At 68.0% G+C, this 13,405-nt stretch carries 12 protein-coding genes and 1 tRNA gene; 7 read left to right on the top strand and 6 right to left on the bottom strand.

From position 1 onward, the window contains the following. Positions 1 to 78: 78 nt before the first annotated feature. Both ACZ0AA_RS12460 and ACZ0AA_RS12455 read right to left on the bottom strand, forming a co-directional pair. Positions 79 to 2,676 (bottom strand): helix-turn-helix transcriptional regulator, encoded by a 2,598-nt coding sequence (locus tag ACZ0AA_RS12460; RefSeq protein ID WP_463513093.1) that lies wholly within the window; start codon positions 2,674 to 2,676, stop codon positions 79 to 81. 278 nt (positions 2,677 to 2,954) lie between these two features. Further along, a tRNA-Gly gene (locus ACZ0AA_RS12455) sits at positions 2,955 to 3,028 on the bottom strand. Between the two features lie 93 nt (positions 3,029 to 3,121). On the opposite strand from ACZ0AA_RS12455, the gene dcd reads away from it, so the two are divergent. The 3 genes from dcd to ACZ0AA_RS12440 are packed head-to-tail and all read left to right on the top strand — an operon-like array spanning position 3,122 to position 4,461. Further along, entirely contained in the window at positions 3,122 to 3,727 is a 606-nt protein-coding gene (dcd, locus tag ACZ0AA_RS12450; RefSeq protein ID WP_042536862.1) for a dCTP deaminase, read from the top strand. Between the two features lies 1 nt (position 3,728). Next, positions 3,729 to 4,250, top strand: coding sequence for a hypothetical protein (locus tag ACZ0AA_RS12445; protein ID WP_400863926.1), 522 nt, complete (start codon positions 3,729 to 3,731; stop codon positions 4,248 to 4,250). Continuing rightward, a complete protein-coding gene (locus ACZ0AA_RS12440) occupies positions 4,243 to 4,461 on the top strand; it encodes a DUF2283 domain-containing protein (RefSeq protein WP_400863929.1) in 219 nt (72 codons plus the stop codon). The genes ACZ0AA_RS12445 and ACZ0AA_RS12440 overlap by 8 nt, the downstream gene beginning before the upstream one ends. Positions 4,462 to 4,613: 152 nt before the next feature. On the opposite strand, the gene ACZ0AA_RS12435 is transcribed toward ACZ0AA_RS12440, so the two are convergent. Continuing rightward, positions 4,614 to 5,396: a hypothetical protein gene (locus tag ACZ0AA_RS12435; protein ID WP_463513092.1), complete on the bottom strand. Its 783-nt coding sequence runs from the start codon at positions 5,394 to 5,396 to the stop codon at positions 4,614 to 4,616. Positions 5,397 to 5,729: 333 nt separating this feature from the next. On the opposite strand from ACZ0AA_RS12435, the gene ACZ0AA_RS12430 reads away from it, so the two are divergent. Continuing rightward, the gene (locus ACZ0AA_RS12430) at positions 5,730 to 6,101 is read left to right on the top strand and encodes a MarR family winged helix-turn-helix transcriptional regulator (RefSeq protein WP_463513091.1); all 372 of its coding nucleotides are present in this window, start codon (positions 5,730 to 5,732) and stop codon (positions 6,099 to 6,101) included. 323 nt (positions 6,102 to 6,424) lie between these two features. After that, positions 6,425 to 7,960, top strand: a complete 1,536-nt coding sequence (locus ACZ0AA_RS12425) for an HNH endonuclease signature motif containing protein (protein ID WP_463513090.1) — start codon at positions 6,425 to 6,427, stop codon at positions 7,958 to 7,960. A gap of 38 nt (positions 7,961 to 7,998) precedes the next feature. Here the strand turns inward: ACZ0AA_RS12425 and ACZ0AA_RS12420 are convergent, their stop codons facing one another. Further along, a complete protein-coding gene (locus ACZ0AA_RS12420; RefSeq protein ID WP_463513089.1) occupies positions 7,999 to 8,928 on the bottom strand; it encodes a cation diffusion facilitator family transporter in 930 nt (309 codons plus the stop codon). Between the two features lie 49 nt (positions 8,929 to 8,977). Further along, on the bottom strand, positions 8,978 to 10,390 hold the full coding sequence (locus ACZ0AA_RS12415; RefSeq protein ID WP_463513088.1) for an MFS transporter: 1,413 nt from the start codon (positions 10,388 to 10,390) through the stop codon (positions 8,978 to 8,980). A gap of 64 nt (positions 10,391 to 10,454) precedes the next feature. Here ACZ0AA_RS12415 and ACZ0AA_RS12410 point away from each other — a divergent pair, with 64 nt between their 5' ends. Continuing rightward, the gene (locus ACZ0AA_RS12410; RefSeq protein ID WP_463513087.1) at positions 10,455 to 11,027 is read left to right on the top strand and encodes an ATP-dependent endonuclease; all 573 of its coding nucleotides are present in this window, start codon (positions 10,455 to 10,457) and stop codon (positions 11,025 to 11,027) included. A 3-nt stretch (positions 11,028 to 11,030) separates the two neighbouring features. Here ACZ0AA_RS12410 and ACZ0AA_RS12405 read toward each other — a convergent pair whose 3' ends face one another. Then, positions 11,031 to 11,915, bottom strand: a complete 885-nt coding sequence (locus tag ACZ0AA_RS12405) for a serine protein kinase RIO (protein ID WP_463513086.1) — start codon at positions 11,913 to 11,915, stop codon at positions 11,031 to 11,033. 278 nt (positions 11,916 to 12,193) lie between these two features. On the opposite strand from ACZ0AA_RS12405, the gene ACZ0AA_RS12400 reads away from it, so the two are divergent. Then, positions 12,194 to 13,399 carry an MFS transporter gene (locus tag ACZ0AA_RS12400; protein WP_400863951.1) on the top strand — a complete coding sequence of 402 codons (1,206 nt, stop codon included), beginning with the start codon at positions 12,194 to 12,196 and terminating at the stop codon, positions 13,397 to 13,399. The last annotated feature ends 6 nt before the right edge of the window (positions 13,400 to 13,405 follow it).

Raw genomic sequence — 13,405 nt, 5'->3', positions numbered from 1 at the left:
GAGGATGATCCTCGCGGTGCTTCGACCATGAGGCGTATGGCGCGCACCCCAGGCCTGCCGTACGCCTCATTCTCTTCTTCAGTTTCCTGCGCCCTCGGAACCTCGGGTCAGGATCCCGAGTTCGGCTGCGCGAAGCAGAGCCTGCTCCCGGGTCGAGACTCCGAGTTTTCGGTACACGCTTCGCCGTTGCACCTTGACCGTGTTCGGAGAGACGAACAGGGCCTTCGCGATATCGGCAGTCGAGGCGGTCTTGCTGAGTTCTTGCATCACCGCGCGTTCCCTCGCGGTGAGCGACACCGCAGCCTCGAGCGGAGGGAAGATGTCATCCGTGCGGCCTGAAAGGTGAGCGTCGACGATCGCGCGACCTCTCTCGTCGCAGAGGTCACGGGCGACGAGCAGATCCTCTCGACGGATCATCGCCAGTGGCGCCAGAGTGTGTTCCTCCCGCATGAGTGCAGTCGCATGCGCGAGTGCTGTCGCTGCGGCTCCGCTCTTGCCGAGCCGGCCTGCGGCGACGCCTGCGATGAGCAGCGCGAGCGGTCTCCAGCCGGTGCGAAGGGGTTCCTCACCATGGTCGGAGTCGAGCGCCTGTGCACTCACCAGCGCTCCGCCGAAGTCGCCGGCGAGCAGCATGGCGAGGGCCGTGAGGGCGTGACGCTCGGCTGCCCAGTCGGGGAGCTCCTTGAGGGTTCGCTCGGCCGCCGTGCGACTGCCGGACGCGAGCTCGGCAGCGGCGCGTGCGGCCCAGACGAACTTCATGGCGTATTCCGACGTCGTGGAGTTCGCGTTACGGCCCAGTGCGCGGGACAACACGAGAAGCGCGTCGGTCGTTCGCCCGGAATGCAGAGACACGGCGCTCTGGGTGTGAACGATGAACGGCCACAGCTCGGTGGATCCGACCCAGTGCGCCACGCTGTCGATCCGCTCTCGGGCGAGCGCAACGTCACCATCTGCCACGGCGATGCGGGCGCGTGCGACCTGCTCCATGATGCCGAAGAGGTCGACTCTCCACGCGACGGGTGGGTCGGCGGCGTCGATCTCATCGAGAACGCGACGAGCGTCCGACAGTCTTCCGTGGACCGCGTGCACTGCGGCGAGTGTCGAAGCGCAGTGGTACCACCCGCCGTCGTCGTCGGGAATGCGCAGTGTGACACCGTTCTCGAAGATCGTCACCGCATCGTCGACGTGCATGGTCATTCCCTGCTCGAGGACGGAGACCGCGTCATCCGGGTGCCCCGCGAAGAGGAGGCTCAGTCCGCAGCTGCTGAGCAGTAGCGCGGTAGCCCCGTCGCAGCTCTCGCGCTGCACAGGACTCATCGCGTCGAAAGTCCGCGTCACCAGGAACGCTGTCGCCCCCGCGCGGTGGAATCGACCGGAGAAGCGTTCGGCCAGCGACTGCACCGTCAGGGTCCAGAAGCGTTCGACCAGATCGTCGTCGGACGAGCGGCCGTGCAGCCTCATCGCAGCGCTGTGAAAGTATGCGAAAGCACGCACCCGGTGCCCCAGCTGGGTGAGGACGAGAGCCATGATGGTGGAGAGGATCGGATATCTGACGAGGACTGCAGGGCCCTGCTCGTGCAGCAGGTGAACGACATCCGCGGCGCAGGTCCGCGCGAGCACGAACCAGGCCTTGCGCCCGAGTCGCGAAGCGAGGGCGTAGTCCTTCGCTTTCAGCGCGTTCGACAGCGCCTCGAGCGGGCGCCGATGCTCGAATGCCCAGAGCGCGACTGTGCGGCGAACCTGCGCGGTGGTCTCGACAGGAGCCTGATCGAATGCCCGCAGGAGCGCATCGCGAAGCGCGGGGGTGTACACGAACGAGGGCCCGGCTTCGCCTGACTCCCACATGCCCAGTCCGAAGTACTCGGCACGTTCAAGGTGCTCCGAAGCATCGTCTGGCCATCCCAGGCGTGCCGCGACATCGGCCGTCACGGCGCTAGGAACAGCCGTCTTGACAAGGAACTCGCGGAACTCCGGCGACACGCGCTCGCTCACGAGGGTCGACAGCAGAGCATCCGCCACCTGCTCGCGCTCGGAGGTGACGAAGTCGAGCTGTCCTCTTCTCATCACGTGCGCCAGGCCCAGCAACCGAGCAGACAGCGGCAGTGCGGCGATCTCACCCAGGCCGTCAGGAGGCGCCGGCACGCCCGATACGCTCTCGAACACTTCGCGGGCCTCGTCAGGGGTGAACAGCAGCTGCCCCGGACCGATGACTGCAGAGTCGATGGATGCCAACGTCCGCAAGCCGTCCGTCGTCAGCGATCGTCGGGTTGCAACCACGATTCGAAGAGCTGGTGCGACCTCGAGCAACGACACGCACAGGTGAAGCCAGCGCGCCTCATCCGCGCGTTCCGCGTTGTCGATCACCAGCACGCACGGACCCGTGAGTTCGGCGAACGCCGCTCGGACCGCACCGAACCTGTCCCGGATGCTCTCGAACCCACGAAGCACTGCTGTCGCCTTCGCCCTGTCCTGTACGAGATCGAGCGCGAGCAGCTGCGCGAAAGCGCTGCGGAGCATCTGATTCTCATCTGCGAGCTGGCCCTCGAAGGCGATGCGGATCGCTCCGATGCCACGACGTGGTTGTGCTCCGGCCCACTGGCTGAGCAGAACTGACTTGCCGCCTCCGGCAGGGCCGCTGATCAGCACCAGGGCGTGTCCTCGATCGAGGACAGTCATCAACCGCGGACGTTGCAGGCCATGGACTGCGGGTCGAGATTCGCGTCTGCCGTCGTCGTGAACATCAATCATGTGTTCGCCTTCGCATCCAAGAAGAGGGTGCCGTCGCGAAACCGATGCTATGTTCCCGGCCGCCCCTCGCCCATCGGGCAGCACGTTCGCATGCCGGGATACCGGAATGGAGAAGACCAGCATGAGCGACGGGGCCCCGGGACTGGGTAGAGTCTCGGGCTCTTCGTTCTGCGCTCTGCGCTCTGCGCCGAGAGCGGCGCGGGTTGTGGAGGGGCTGACGGGAATCGAACCCGCGCTATCTGCTTGGGAAGCAGAAGTTCTGCCATTGAACTACAGCCCCGTACTCGCATCCGAGGAGCGGGTGAACGCAAGCCTACCTGCCCTGTCGGTCATGGCCAAAGTGTCGGCGGCGTGTGGTGACTAGGCTGGGGCCGTGCTTCTCAGCGACCGCGACATCAGAGCAGAACTCGCATCCGGCCACATCGGGCTGGATCCGCACGAGCCGGAGATGATCCAGCCGTCGAGCATCGACGTGCGCCTGGACCGCTACTTCCGCCTGTTCGACAATCACAAATACCCGTTTATCGACCCGTCGGTCGATCAGCCCGAGCTGACTCGGCTGATCGAGGTCGACCCCGATGAGCCGTTCATCCTGCACCCCGGCGAGTTCGCGCTCGGCGCGACCTTCGAGCAGGTCTCGCTGGCGGATGACATCGCGGCACGCCTCGAGGGCAAGTCGTCGCTCGGTCGCCTCGGCCTCATCACGCACTCGACCGCCGGCTTCATCGACCCCGGCTTCACCGGGCACGTCACGCTCGAGCTCGCGAATGTCGCGACGCTGCCGATCAAGCTGTGGCCGGGCATGAAGATCGGGCAGCTCTGCTTCTTCCGGCTGACCTCGCCGGCCGAGAACCCGTATGGCTCCGGCCCGTACGGCAATCGCTATCAGGGGCAGCGAGGGCCGACGGCATCCCGCTCGTTCCAGAACTTCCACAAGACGGACGTCGGCACGACCGACGTCGGAGCCGTAGGGGGCTGACATGAGCGGTGACAGCAGAGATCCGTACATCCGACCGGAGGAAGCTGTCATCCCGCCGCCTCCGCCCGAGATCCCGATCCCGGAGGGGCTGATTCCGCCGCCTCCGTCGGAGTCTGCGATTCCGGATGCGGTGATTCCGCCGCCTCCGTCGGAGTCTGCGATTCCGGATGCGGTGATCCCGCCGCCTCCGTCGGAGTCTGCGATCCCGGATGCGGTCATCCCGCCGCCTCCCCCGGAGGCGATGCTCCCGTCGACGCGCCGATCACGGCCGAAGCCGGCGATCCTCACGGGAGATCAGCCGGCTCCTGTGGCCGACGACTGGGCGCAGCCGTCGGTGGCACCCGAGGCGCCGACATCGGGCGGATACGGTGCGCTGACGTTCGTGATCTTCGCGTTCCTCCTCGTCCTGCTCGGGGCGGCGATCGCCGGGGCGATCTACCTCGGCACGACGGTGTCGTTCGCGCTGCCGGCCGGTGGGTCCGAGACGATCGCCGCTGGCACCGGGGTGCCGTGGCATGGGTGATCTGCGATACGACTCCGAGGTCGACGCCGCGTATGCGACGATCGGGCGACCGATCCGCCCTGGTGAGGCGTCACGGCAGGTGCCGGTGCCGCTGCCGGACGATCTGCAGGGCGAGCTGATCCTCGACTTCGATCGTGACGGTCACCTGCTCGGGGTCGAGATACTCGGAGCAGCCAGGCTGCTTCGCGCAGAGGATCTGCGGAGTCGATAGAGCGTTCGGGACGTCGAGCGGGGTCGAAAACGGATCGGTCTCCGAGTTCTCGGATGCGGATGTGGCCACGCAGCGGAACGAACCGTGCGGAGCAGGCAGAAACGCCCCGCCTGACCTGAGTCAGACGGGGCGTTCTCGATGATCGGATGCCGTCAGGCGTCGCGACCCCGGGAGAAGCCGGCATCGAAGCCGCGCTCGTAGGCGTGCTGAGCTGCCCGGGCTACGCGGTGCTCGCCGTGGCGCGGCGCTCCGTGGCGACCGTGCTCGCAGCGGCGATGGCCGTGCTCGTTACTGACGTCGCCGTGTTCGCGACCGCCGTGGCCGTGTTCGTGACCGCCGTGGCGGTGACCGTGATCTGCGCGGCCGTGACCGTGGTCTGCGCGTGCCTCCGCGAAGCGGTCGTGCCCGGGGTGTCCGCGGTGTCCGCAGTCATGGCCGTCGAGCTCGGCATCCGCTCCGTGTTCGGAGCCGAACCCGTGGCCGAACCCGGGGCCGAAGCCGTGGCGACGACCGCGTCCGCGGGGGAGCGGAGTCTCCTCGTCCCAGCCGAAGGCTCGGGCGATCTGCTCGAGCGAGGCCAGCGTGGTCTCGAGGTCGTCCGGGCTCACGGCGTCGGTGACCTTCGCGCGGATGCCGTCGACGATGCTGCCGAGGCGTTCCTTGGCCGCTCGGCCGTCGTCGGTGAGCGTCCAGCCGTCGCCGTCGGCGACGACCCAGCCGCGCTCGACGAGGTCGTGCAGCTTGTGGGAGTTCAGGGGACGACGGGCGGGCGCGGTGCCATCGATGACGTTGAGGATCCGCCAGTCGCGGCGGCTGGCGTGCTCGCCCTCGAAGGCAGAGTCGAACTCGGCCGCCATGAGGCGGTCGACGGCCTTCAGCCAGTAGCCGAAGGGGCGGGAGGTGCTGTCTGTGTTCTGAGTGTCAGAGGTGTTCATGGGTGAAGTCCTTAGATGTCATGGAGCATGTGCTTGTCACTATGCATGTATATGTAGTGTGACATGCAGTACTGATCCATGTCAAGTCGCATGTAAAATCGATGTGTGAGCGCCGCAGAGAACGACCCCACCGAGGCCATCGCCCGCGCCCTGTCCCGCCTGCGTGGGCGACGGCCTGGCGAGCGCGGGCGCGGCCCGCGAGGCATGGGCGGGCCACATCCGTGGCACGGGGGCGCGCATTCCGACCACTCCGACGACTCCGGTCATTCTGACCACTCTGACCACGGGTCTCACGAGCACGGGCACGGGCACGGGCACTCTGGGCGCCCTGGCATGCCCCCGTGGATGAACGACCCGTCGGGGCGCTTCGGCGGCCCGGCTCGCATGCGGATGCTCGAGGCGCTCGCCGCGGCATCCACCGCGCTCAGCGTCAGCGATCTCGGCGCGGCGATCGGCGTCGACCAGCCGCGGGCGTCGAGGCTCGTACAGCAGGGAGTCGCACACGGATTCGTGCGCCGGGAGGCGGACCCCGACGATGCGCGACGCACGCGGATCGCGCTGACCGACGAGGGGCGGAAGATCGCCCGCGGGATGCGGGGCGAGCGACGAGAGGCGCTGGGAAAGGCGCTCGCGGCGTTCACCGACGAGGAGCGCGATCAGCTCGCGACGCTGCTGAACAAGCTCGCCGACAACTGGGAGAGCTGACTCCGCGCAGGGGTGCGCTGCCGCCGGTGAGTGGGGGCGATCGGTGAGTGGGGTCGGCCGGTGAGTGGGGTCGGCCGGTGATGGGCTCGGCCGGTGATGGGCTCGGCCGGTGATGGGCTCGTGGCTGCCCCGTCGGTGGTGCGCGATCAGCCGACGCTGTTCCGCGATCACCCGCCGGGTTCCGTGATCGCCCGCCCGGGTTCCGTGATCGCTCACCGGTGTTCCAGAATGTTCAGCTGGTGTTCCGGAATATGCTTCTGATCTGGTCGAAAAGTGCTCGATTCTGCGGTCTGAATGTCGGTGGCCCCGAGTTGGATGGGGCCATGTCATCCCGCACTCGCGCCCTCGTCGATCAGGTCGTCTCCGACCTCGATCGAGTGCTGTCCGATGATGCACTCGCCGGGTTGTCCGATGCAGAACGGGTGCACGTGCTGCAGGCGGCTGGTGCGGCGTTCCGGCGGGTCGAGGCTGTGGTGATCGAGACGATCGCGACGGGGGATGCGGTGGAGTTCCCCCATTCCACCGGATGCCGCACGCAGAGCGAGCTGCTGCAGCGCACGCTGCTGACAGATGTGCGCGGGGCGATGCGCGTCGGGAACGTCGTCGGACTGGTGCGGCGCAGTGTGAACCTGGTATCCGGCGATCGACTGCCCGCTCGGTGGCCGGCGCTGCGTGAGGCGATGCTCGACGGTGCGATCGGAGTCGCGGGGATGTTGGCCGCGACCGAGCCGATCGAGAAGGTGTCGCATCGCATCAGCGTCGATGATCGGCTCGACGCCGACATCTGCCTGGCGCGGGCGGCGCGGGGAATCAGACCTGACCCCGAGGCCGGCCCCGACGCAGAGCTCCAGGGCCCGGCGCCCACGCTCGACGAGCTGAAGCTCCTCGCAGAGACGTTGGCCGCGCTGCTCGACCCTGATGGAGACGAGCCCGGCGATGAGCCTGCGCGTCGACGGGGCATAACCCTCGGCCGGGTGCGTGACGGACTGCGTTCGATCAAGGGATATCTGACGCCCGAGGTCGCCGCGCAATTGGAGCTGATCCTCGATGCGCAGAACAACCCCAAAGGCGACGGTCCGCCGATGCCGGGCGTGGTGTTCACGCAGGGGGAGGGGATTGTCGACGAGGGTAATGCCGACCAGAGCGGCACCGACCAGAGCGGTACCGGCCAGAGCGGCACCGGTCAGGGCGATGCCGACGGGGGCGGCACCGACGAGGGCGATGCCGCAGAAGATCCGTACAACTCCGATCCGCGCAACGTCATCGATGACCGCACGGCGGCGCAGAAGCGACATGACGCTCTCGCCGCGGCATTGGCGATCGCCGCCCGCCACCGAGACATGCCGACGCTAGGCGGTGCGGGTCCGACCCTGGTCGTGACGGTAGACGCGAAGGACCTCGAGAACGGCACCGGGCGCGCGAGCGTCAGCGGTGCGTGGGGGCAGGTGCCGGTGAGCGTCGCCTCACATGTCGGATGCTCGGGGACCATCCAGCGGGTGCTCATGGATGAGGGGCGGATCATCGGGATCACCACCACAGATCGGGTGTTCACCGTGCATCAACGCCGCGCGATCATCGCGCGCGATAAGGAATGTCTGATCCCCGGGTGTCACGTGTCGGCGTCGTGGTGCGAGATCCACCATGTCACCGAGCACGCCAGGGGCGGGCCGACGCATACGGATAACGGTGTGCCGTTGTGCTGGTGGCACCACCGAAGTCTGGGCACGTCGGGGTGGGAGATCCGGATGAACGACGGCATTCCGCAAGTGCGAGGGCCGCGATGGTGGGATCCGGCACAGCAATGGCACACCCCGCGGCTGAGTCTTCCGGAAGAGTCGACCCTCGCCCGCGCCGGATGACCCGGCATCGAGGTAGGGAGGAAGGAAGAGCAGGAGGTTCAGGCGATCTCGGCGATCTCGGCGAACTCCAGCGACTCCTCATCCTCGACGGACAGCGACAGCACCACGGTCTCGACGACCTCGTGCGCCTCGATCTGCTGCTCGATCGCGCGCAGGCTCCGGGCCACATCGTGTTCACGCGCGTCGCCGGCCAGGTCGACCTCGGCGACGATGAAGAGCCGGTTCGGCCCCACGTACTCGATGTGCAGATACGTGAGCCGCTGGATCTGCGGGGAAGAGAGCAGTGCGCGCCCCACGCGGTCACGGAGCGCGGGGGACGCGTTCGAGCCCACGAGGAATGCGATGTTGCGCCCGATCAGAATGATCGCGACCACACCCAGCAGCACCCCGACGAGTATCGATCCCACGGCATCCCACGCGGCGACCCCGGTGACCTGGTGCATCGCGATCGCACCGGCCGCGATCACCAGCCCGATCAGGGCGGCCATGTCCTCGAAGAACACCGCCCGCAGTGTCGTGTCGCTGGTGTCGAGCACATAGTCCCAGGTCGACGATCCCCGCTCACGCGCCAACCGTCGCGACTTCACCATCGCCTGCGTGAACGAGGCTCCCTCGAGCACGAAGGCGATGCCGAGCACGGCGTACGCGACCCCGGGGCTCTCGACCGGGCCGGTCTCGGAGAGCTCCTGCACGCCATGCATGATCGACACGATCGACCCTGCGGTGAAGATCCCGAACGCCGCGATCAACGACCACACGAACGCCGCACGACCGTAGCCGAGCGGATGCCGCTCATCCTTCGCCCGCGCACCCCGCCGGTCGGCGATGAGCAGGAAGATCTCGTTGCCGGCGTCCGCCCACGAATGCGCCGCCTCCGCCACCATCGACGCCGACGACGTGAGCACCGCCGCGACGGTCTTGGCGATCGCGACGAGGATGTTGGCGAGGAAGGCGATGATGACCGTCACGCGGTCAGGCTACTCCTCGATCACCGACAGGGTCGGCGCAACCGATCGCTCAGACGTTCTGCGTGGCCTTGACCGGCAGCAGCAGCAGGAAGCCGGCGATCAGCACCAGGACGATGCCCAGGATGCCGTAGGACGTCGACCCCGAGAGCACGATCAGCAGGGTCCACGCGCCGGACGCCATCCAGCTCGCCGCCCGCCCGGTCGTGGCGTAGAGGCCGAAGATCTCGCCCTCGCGCCCGGCCGGGGTGATGCGGGCGAGGAACGACCGCGACGCGGCCTGGGCGGGGCCGACGAACGCGCAGAGCACCAGACCGCCGATCCAGAACACGATCGTGCCGGCATCCACCAGGAAGAACACGGCGAGGCCGGCGATCACCATGGCGGCGAGCGAGAGGAGGATGATCCGCTTCGGACCGAATCGGTCGTCGTAGCGGCCGGCGATGATCGTCGAGACGCCCGCGATGAGGTTCGCCGCGATGCCGAAGATCACGAGGTCGAGGAATTCGAAGTCGAACACCTGGCTGGCGATGACCGCGCCGAACGCGAAGACGCCGCCGAGTCCGTCGCGGAACACCGCGCTCGACAGCAGGAACCAGAACGTCTGACGGGTGTCGGGGTTGCGGTACAGGCCGGTGACGTCCTTCACGAGCAGCCCGTAGGACGCGAAGAAGCCGACCTTGCGTTCGGGGCGGCCGAGCGAGGGCTCCGGCACGTTGAGGAAGATCGGGATGGAGAAGACGATCGCCCAGATCGCGCAGCCGACGGCGATGATGCGGAACGGCAGACCCCCGTCGTCCGGCAGGCCGAACCAGTCGAGCATGTAGAAGATGACGACGAGGACGAGCGCGATGATGCCGCCGATGTAGCCGAATCCCCAGCCGAGGCCGGAGATGCGTCCGACGGTCTTCGGATTCGCGATGCCGATGAGCATCGCGTTCGAGTTGACGGCGGCGATCTCACCGAACACGGAGCCCGCCGAGATCAGCGCCACGCCGAGCCAGAACAGTGTCGGTGTCGGCTCGACGAACCACAGGCCGAGCATGCACGCGATGAGCGCCCCTGTGCCGATCCCGAGCCAGAGCTTCTGCCGCCCCGCGGCATCCGCCCGCTGGCCGAGCACCGGCGCGATCAGGAGGATCGCGATTCCGGCGATCGTCGACCCGAGGCCGAGTCCCGAGGCGAGGTCGGCCTCGGCGGCTTCGCGGATCGGGTCCTTCGCGTCGAGTCCCGCGATCGACGCCGGCAGGAACGCCTCGGTCGTGAGGTACAGCGCGGTGAAGATGAAGGTGAGGATGACGGTGTTGAAGGGCTGCGTCGCCCAGTCCCACAGCGCCCACGAGTAGACCTGCTTCTTGGGGGCCGGTGTCTCGCCGCGCAGGTCGAGGCCGATGACTCCGACCGCGCCGCTGTTGGCAGTGGCGGCGGGCTCGGGCACCGCGCCGCTCTGCGGGTAATCGCTCATTCTCGAAGTCTGGCGGCGCACGGTGAACGGAGGGTGACGGCGCGCCGCGGGCTAGGGTCGAGGCATGTCGACGACGCGGGCGGTGCCTCGCACCGTGGTTCTGTTCGAAGGCCGCAGCGACAGCCTCGCCTTCGTCGCCCTCGCGCGCCGCCGTCGGACCGACATCGCGGGCCTCGACCTCGTCGATCTCGACGGCATCACCAACCTCCGCAAGCGTCTGGCCGCGCTGCGCGCGGGGCCGGATGCTCCGCGCGTCCTCGGTCTGTACGACGCGGCCGAGGGAGACTACGTCGCGAAGATCCTCGTGGATCTCGGCGTCATCGCCGACGGCGCGGCACCGAGCGACGGCGGCTTCTTCGGCTGCTCGCGCGACCTCGAGGACGAGGTGATCGCCGCGGCAGGGCCGGAGCTCGTGCTCGAGACGCTCGCGGCTCGGGGTGAACTCGGACGATTCCAGGTGTTCCAGGAGCAGCCCGCGCAGCGCGCACGGAGCATAGACGAGCAACTGCACCGGTTCGCAGGCACCGCCGCAGGCCGGAAGGCCCGATTCTCGGCGGACATCATCGATGCGTTGCCGTTCGAGCGGATGCCCCGGCCGCTCGTCGATCTGCTCGATGCGGCGCTGCGGACCGCGTGAACCTCACGCATACGACGCGGCGAGCATCTCCGCGAAGAGCTCTTCCGCATCGCACTCGACCCGTCGCCGCGCGAACCAGTCGCAGATGTTGACGCAGTCGCGGTGCAGCAGGTCGAGACCCTGGGGATTGGCGATGATGTCGACGATCTGCGGCAGGTCGATCACGCGCACCCGCCCCTCATGCACGAGCAGGTTGTATGCCGAGAGGTCGCCGTGCGCGAACCCCGCCGCGGCGAACACCCGCATCAGGTCGACGATCTGGTCGTACAGACCGGCCAGCTCGACGGGGTCGCTGCGCACCGCGGCGAGTCGGGGCGCGGCGACCCCCGACGCGTCGCCGATGAACTCCATGAGCAGCTCGGTGCCGTTGACCTGCACCGGGTAGGGCACCGGCGCACCGAGCTCCCACATGCGGCTCAGCGCATCGAACTCGGCGAACGACCACTGCAGGGCGGCGACCGCTCGGCCATGGCCGGACTTCTTGGCGAGCGCGCGTGCATCGCGGGTGTTCCGCGTGGCGCGCCCCTCGGTGTACACCCCCGAGCGGTGGAAGCTGCTGTGGTCGGTGTCGCGGTAGCGCTTGGCGGCGAGGAGCGTGCGCTGCTCCGGGTCGTCCGGCACCGCGCGCTCGAGCAGGAACACGTCTGCCTCCTTGCCGGTCTTCAGGATGCCGAGCTCGGTGTCGAGTGCACCGGCGCTCGTCACGACCCACTCGGGCCACGGCAGCGGCCCACGCTCTGTCGGAGTGATCGCCGGCCAGGTGGTCCAGCGCTGGTGCTCACCGGGTTCGACGTCGGCGAAGGTGGGGACGGACTCGAAAGGAGATGCGTCGAAAAGGGAAGAAGTGGTGGATGTGGATGCTTCGGAAGAAGCGAAGAGATCAGACACGATGTGGCTCCGAGAGACGGAGGCCACGCGCGGATCAGGAGCGAGCGGCCTCGAGAGGAAGGATGTCGGCGAGGGGCACGACAGAGACGGTGTTCATGTCATCCACTCCTCTCGCTCTGGCCTTCCGGGAGAACCCCGGCGCGTCGTCGAGCCTAGGGGGTGCGGGCGGATGCTGTAAAGACCCCATCTGGTGCCGTCCGGACCCGGTCCGGACGAATGGTCGGATGCCGTGGACGTCGCGTCGGGCGAGCGCCGCCGACACCTGCGAGCGTGGAACCATGACGACGACCGCGCCCGTACCTGTGACGACCGCCCGCACCGAGGGCATCCGCTATGGCGGACTCATCGTGCTGATGCTGATGGGCTTCCTGCTCGTCACGGCCGAGTTCCTGCCCAACGGCGTGCTCACCGAGATGGCCGACGCGCTGGGGGTGACCCCGGGTCAGGCAGGGCAGACCGTCACGGTCACCGCGCTCGTGGGCTTGATCGTCGCGCCGACGGTCGGGCTGATCTTCCCCCGTCTCGACCGGCGCTCGCTGCTCGTCTGGATGGCGCTCGCCGCAGCGGTGTCGAACCTCATCGTCGCGATCGCGCCCAACCTGATCATCGTGCTTCTCGCGCGGTTCCTGCTGGGCGCCGCGATCAGCGCCTTCTGGGCGATGTCGATCACGGTCGCCGTGCGCCTGGCAGGACCGGAGCACCTCGGCCGCGGCGTCATGTTCACCTCCGCCGGCGTCTCCCTCGCCACGGTCGCCGGTGTGCCGCTCGGCGTGATGCTCAGCGAGATCGTCGACTGGCAGACCGTGTTCGCCATCGCCGGTGTGCTCATGGTGCTGTTGGCGGTTGCGCTGCGACTCATGCTCCCGTCGGTCCCGGCCGAGCAGGGGGCCAGCATCCGCCTCCTCGTCGACACCGTGCGCCGCCCGGGCATCGGGCTCGGCATGGTCGGGCACGTGCTCGTCGTGCTCGGCCACTTCCTCGCCTACACGTACGTGCGGCTCGCGCTCGAGCGCATCCCCGAGATCGAGCCGTCGACGATCATCCTGCTCCTCGCCCTGTTCGGGCTCGGCGGCCTCGCCGGCAACCTCGGACTCGGGTTCTTCATCGACCGCACCTTCGGGTTCTTCGCCGTGTTCGCCCCGCTGGTGATCGCCGTGTCAGTGCTGTCGATGATCTTCCTGTCGGGCTCGGTCCTCGGCATCGGGATCGTCGTGCTCGTCTGGGGCTTCTTCTTCTCGTCGTGGCTGCTCGTGATCAACACGTGGGTGGGGCACCGCACGCCCGACCGGCTCGAGGCAGGCGGCAGCCTCGTCGTCGTGGGATTCCAGGGAGCGATCACGATCGCGGCCGGAGTCGGCGGACTGCTCGTCGACACCCTCGATGTGGAGTTCGTCTACGTGCTCGGGGCGGTCTCGCTGCTGGTGGGCGCTGTGCTCTTCGGGATGTCGAACCGCAGGAGCGTCGCGGCGGCGAAGCTCGCCTGAGGCGGA

Source organism: Microbacterium sp. AC035 (genome assembly GCF_979258485.1).
Note: the sequence above shows the minus strand (reverse complement) of the source record. Positions and strands in the feature narration are given on the sequence as shown.

What these genes read in the sequence shown, in the direction of transcription:
- ACZ0AA_RS12425 (WP_463513090.1), top strand. Translation starts at nt 6,425, where the DNA reads ATGTCATCCCGCACTCGCGCCCTCGTCGATCAGGTCGTCTCCGACCTC.
- ACZ0AA_RS12440 (WP_400863929.1), top strand. Translation starts at nt 4,243, where the DNA reads ATGGGTGATCTGCGATACGACTCCGAGGTCGACGCCGCGTATGCGACG.
- ACZ0AA_RS12435 (WP_463513092.1), bottom strand. Translation starts at nt 5,396, where the DNA reads ATGAACACCTCTGACACTCAGAACACAGACAGCACCTCCCGCCCCTTC.
- ACZ0AA_RS12430 (WP_463513091.1), top strand. Translation starts at nt 5,730, where the DNA reads ATGCCCCCGTGGATGAACGACCCGTCGGGGCGCTTCGGCGGCCCGGCT.
- ACZ0AA_RS12460 (WP_463513093.1), bottom strand. Translation starts at nt 2,676, where the DNA reads ATGACTGTCCTCGATCGAGGACACGCCCTGGTGCTGATCAGCGGCCCT.
- ACZ0AA_RS12410 (WP_463513087.1), top strand. Translation starts at nt 10,455, where the DNA reads ATGTCGACGACGCGGGCGGTGCCTCGCACCGTGGTTCTGTTCGAAGGC.
- ACZ0AA_RS12445 (WP_400863926.1), top strand. Translation starts at nt 3,729, where the DNA reads ATGAGCGGTGACAGCAGAGATCCGTACATCCGACCGGAGGAAGCTGTC.
- ACZ0AA_RS12400 (WP_400863951.1), top strand. Translation starts at nt 12,194, where the DNA reads ATGACGACGACCGCGCCCGTACCTGTGACGACCGCCCGCACCGAGGGC.
- ACZ0AA_RS12415 (WP_463513088.1), bottom strand. Translation starts at nt 10,390, where the DNA reads ATGAGCGATTACCCGCAGAGCGGCGCGGTGCCCGAGCCCGCCGCCACT.